Annotated in this window: 3 protein-coding genes; all 3 read left to right on the top strand. The window is 50.3% G+C overall.

The features are described 5' to 3' along the window. On the top strand, positions 1-392 hold a 392-nt coding region (locus tag LUQ50_RS02220), incomplete at its 5' end, for a hypothetical protein (protein WP_300035526.1). Between the two features lie 77 nt (positions 393-469). Continuing rightward, positions 470-1,702, top strand: a complete 1,233-nt coding sequence (locus tag LUQ50_RS02225) for an exonuclease SbcCD subunit D C-terminal domain-containing protein (protein WP_300035528.1) — start codon at positions 470-472, stop codon at positions 1,700-1,702. 21 nt (positions 1,703-1,723) lie between these two features. Next, on the top strand, positions 1,724-4,767 hold a 3,044-nt coding region (locus LUQ50_RS02230), incomplete at its 3' end, for an AAA family ATPase (protein ID WP_300035530.1).

Consider the following 4,767-nt stretch of genomic DNA (forward strand, 5'->3'; position numbering starts at 1 on the left):
ATGTGGTTCAGACCGGCCCTGAGATCCTCTTCCTTGATGATGTCGAGGCGTTCATCATGTTTTTATCTGATAACGGGGTGGATCCCCGTTCACTCCTCTCACTCACTGAACGATGTATGTCCCGTCTGCGAATCACCCAGGAATTGATCAGCCAGCTCTTTGAAGCAGAACAATCATCTCTTGATGATCTCAGACTTCTTTTTGCTGATGAGATAGCCACCAAAGATGGCCAGGGTCATGTACAGGACAGGTTTGGCCTCTCTCCTGTCTACGTGGATGGCCTGGTCGCGGATCTCAGGAAACTGGGGATGGTAAAAGGGAAGGATACGAAACTGCGGCCTGGCGACCCGTCAGGAAATAATAAGAAATCAGGCAGAAATAAAGGAAAGTAAATCCTGTCTGACTTGTTCCCCATTCACCTTACTCTGAGTTTCTATCATCGAATTATCACCTCCCATCCAAACCTGATATGAGAGTCCTCCATACTTCAGACTGGCATCTCGGGGCAACCCTGGCCGGCAGAAAACGATATGACGAAGGAGAAGCATTTCTGGACTGGCTCTCCGGTATCATCACCCGCGAGTCTGTTGAAACCCTGGTTATTGCAGGGGATATCTTTGATTCAGGAACTCCCTCTAATCGTGCACTTGAACTCTACTATCGGTTTCTTGGAAGGGCAGGGAGATCCGGGTGCCGGCATATTCTGGTAACTGCAGGAAATCACGACTCCCCATCGCTTCTCGCTGCTCCCCGTGAACTGCTCTCTGCCCTTGATATCCATGTGGTCGGGTCAGTTCCGACCACGTTAGCGGAAGAGGTCTTCGTTCTCACCAGTGAGGGCGGGGAACCTTCTCTCATCGTTTGTGCAGTACCGTTTCTTCGAGATCATGATATCCGAATCGCAGAGGCCGGGGAGAGTATCGAAGAGAAGCGATCCCGGCTGGTTACCGGGGTTGTCGAGCACTATCGTGAGGTCAGTTCGATAGCAATGACTCATCGTGAGCGTATGGGACGGGATATCCCAATCCTTGCAACCGGACACCTATTCGCTGTAGGAGGAAGTGTCATCGCTGAAGACGGGGTAAGGGATCTGACCATCGGGAGCCTGATCCAGATCGGAACAGATGCCTTTCCTCCCTGTATCGATTATCTGGCACTTGGGCACCTGCATCAGCCTCAACGAGTGGGAGGATTAATGACCCGCCGGTACTCGGGTTCACCGTTTATGATGGGATTTGGTGAGTCAGGACGTGACAAAGAGGTGCTTCTTGTTGATATTTCCCCTGGTCAGCCGGTCCATGTGGTTCCGGTGGTAGTACCGAAGATCAGAACCCTGGTGCAGGTACACGGTGATGCGGATCGGATCAGGGCAGTACTCGGGGAGATGCGGTTTTCGGGCCGGCCTGCCTGGGTTGAGATACTGCTTGAAGATTCTGGTGCCGGCCCTTCTGTCAGGGATGAACTTTACCGGCTTGTGGAGGGTTCGGTGGTAGAGGTTCTGAAGGTGAAGGTTCTTGATCCCCGCACTGGTTCCCTCACGCCGATGGAGGATCATGAATCACTGGAAGAACTCAGCCCGGTTGAAGTATTTACTAGGTGTATGGATGCCGGTGGTGAACCAGAAGAGCATCGTGCGGATTTGATGGCTGCATACCAGGAAATCCTTACTGACATTCTGGAAGGAGATATCCATGCGGGATAACGTCTGGGCCGGGAGGATCAGATGAGGATCCTCTCGATCAGGTTTAAGAATCTGAACTCACTCGCAGGTGAATGGGAGATTGATCTCCAGCATCCTGCGTTTACCTCTTCAGGTATCTTTGCCATCACCGGTCCGACGGGTTCGGGGAAAACCACCATTCTTGATGCCATATGTCTGGCCCTGTATGGGCAGACTCCCAGGCTCGTGAGTATATCTGGTTCCACGAATGAGATCATGACCCGCCATACTGGTGAATGTTATGCCGAAGTGACGTTTGAGTCATCTCACGGGGTATTCAGGTGTCACTGGTACCAGAACCGTGCCGGAAAGCGTTCCGCCGGGAGGCTTCAACCTCCTGAACACGAGATCGTGGAAGGTGTCACCGGAGTTGTGATCACGAAAAAAATTCGTGATGTTGCAGCAAAGGTGAGAGAGGTGACCGGGATGGACTTTGATCAGTTCACCAGATCCATGCTTCTTGCACAGGGTGGATTTGCAGCATTTCTTGAGGCAAAACCTGATGACAGGGCACCTATTCTTGAGCAGATAACCGGTACCGGAATATATAGCGAGATATCAAAACGGGTTCACGATCGGACGTCACAGGAGCGTGAGCAACTTCGTATCCTTCAGGAGCGTGCAGGAGCGATAGAACTGCTATCGCCTGAAGAGAAGGACCGGTTCATTTTAGAAAAAAAAGAGAAAGAGGCTGTTGTTGCCGCCCTGCTTATTCAGGTAAGATCCCTGCAGGACCGACTGGATCTGCTTGGCAGGATTTCAGGGCTGCATCAGGAGATTCAGGTTCTGAAAAACCAGCAGGAAGATCTTTTAATCCGGCGCAATGCCGCTGCACCAGATCTCCTGCGACTTGAGCGGGGAAAGAAGGCTGCCGGATATGAGGCCGGATGGAGGGTTCTGACAGGACTTCGGGATCGTGAGAAACAGGATGCCAATACTCTTATCTCTCTGCAGATTACGGCCGTTGCTGCCACAGAGGCGCGTGATGCTGCCAGGACTGCCCTTGGGAGTGCAGAGCAGGATCTCCAGCATATTCAACAGGAATATGATGTTCAGAGTCAGGTCTTTGTCAGGGTAAGAGATCTTGATACCAGAATTGAAGGGGCAAGAAAGGAGATTGATCGGGATCTCCTGACGATCACTGAAAAGGAGCAGAGGCGTGCTGAACTCCTGCGTCATGTAAGCACCCTACAGGCAGAGTTTCAGAATAATTACACAAAACACGCTGATGCCGGTTCCTATCTTTCTGAACACTACGATGATTCCCTGTTAATTGAAGCGTATACCGGTATCAGCAGTAAACTTGTTGCATGGGATGAATCTCATCGATCTCTCACCTCAATCATGAACAATCTGCAGGAAGCTCAGGCTGATCTCAGTGCTTCCCGGTTGGTATGTGATCAGAAGAAAGAGGCCGTAATCGCCTGTGAGCAGGAGCAGGGAACTTTGAGTAAGGAACTGGAAGTCCTTCATGAACAGGTAATTGTTCTTCTTGATGGATCTGCGATTCCAGAGATCAGGCTGCGTGAATCAGGGCTGAAAGATCGAAACGAACTGCTCAAAAAACTTCAGGAGGTGGTGACTGGTGAAACTGAACTTCTTGATACTCTGAAGAAACTGGAAACTGATGCCAATGCACTCAGCACTTCTCATAAGGAGCAGTCAGGGAAGAGATCTGATACGATTCTTCATCGGATTCGACAGGAAGAGATAATCGCAGTGCTGGATAAGAGTGTTCGCCTGGCAGTCATGGTCAGGGATCTCACAAGTCATCGTGATCATCTGATACCAGGTGATCCCTGCCCGCTGTGTGGTTCTGAAGTTCATCCCTATGCTACCGGCGATGTGCCCGTACCTGATGAGGAGGAAAAAAACCTGATCGCTGCACGTGCTCTCCTTGCTGACATAACCGCTGCCATCAGTGCTTTTGATATCTCGCTTGCAACCATTTCCCGTGACATCAGCAGAAATCAGGAAGAACAGATCCGTATCACGAACCAGATTACTGCTGCCCGTGAGTCATGGATCCAAGGTACAACCGATCTCGGGATACCTCCTGATACCGAGAATAGGGATGTATTCGTTCAGGATGCGATTTTGGATACTGAAGAGCGTATTGCCCATGAATCTCTCAGAATTGCATGGTATGAGGAACTGGATCTGAAGATCCGTAATCTGGAGCAGCGGGTGACAACGGGAAAAGACCGTCTTGCGTTGTTACAAAAAGAAGTAAATGATGTATCAATTCTCTATTCCTCGGGTGAACAGCATATCAGGCAACTCCAATCAGCACGTGAGGAGCTTGAGTTCTCCCTTGCGACTCAGTATGCGGATCTGGAGGAATTACTTGCACCGTTTCAGGTTCCTGCCCTCACTCCTGATTCAAGAACAGGCATCGATTCCTGCCTGAAAATCCGATGTGACCGGTACCAGGAGCATGACCGGATACGGCGGGATCTTGAACCAAAGATAGCAGACCTTTCAGGTAAAATTGAGGGGATGCAGATGAACATGTCAGATCTCGAAGGTGAGATTCTTCAGTTGAAAACCGGGAAGGGGAACCGTGAGCGGGATCTTGCCACGATCCTCAAGGAACGTGCAGAAATCTTTGGTGATAAGAATCCGCAGACAGAGGAGGAAAGGTTACGTGAGACCGTCAGGGTATCAGTGGAAGTGGTGAATACTGCCCGAAAAACCCTGGATGAAAAAACCCGTGCAGTAGACTTGCTCTCCGGACAGATAACCTCACTCATCGCATCCCTGCAGGATCTGAGAACCGAAATCGGTGCTAAATCAGATATATTCCTCCAGGGAATTGCGGAATCCGGATTTTCTGATGAGGCTTCTTTTCATGATACTCTGCTTACAGCAGATGTACTCGATTCTCTTGAGGCCATTGCATCCGGGTTTGATCGTGAGGAGCAGTCGATATCTACCCTGCTTTCTGAGAAAAAGAAGTTATTGGCCGAGGCAGAAAATTCTGTAAGGAGCAATCCTGTGTTCGAGGATCCAGCTGCAGCACATGCTGAGACAACGAAGACGCTTGA

The organism is Methanospirillum sp. (assembly GCF_028679455.1).
Classification (GTDB): domain Archaea; phylum Halobacteriota; class Methanomicrobia; order Methanomicrobiales; family Methanospirillaceae; genus Methanospirillum.

Excerpts from the sequence above, each read along its gene's own strand:
- LUQ50_RS02225 (WP_300035528.1), top strand. The coding sequence starts at position 470 with ATGAGAGTCCTCCATACTTCAGACTGGCATCTCGGGGCAACCCTGGCC.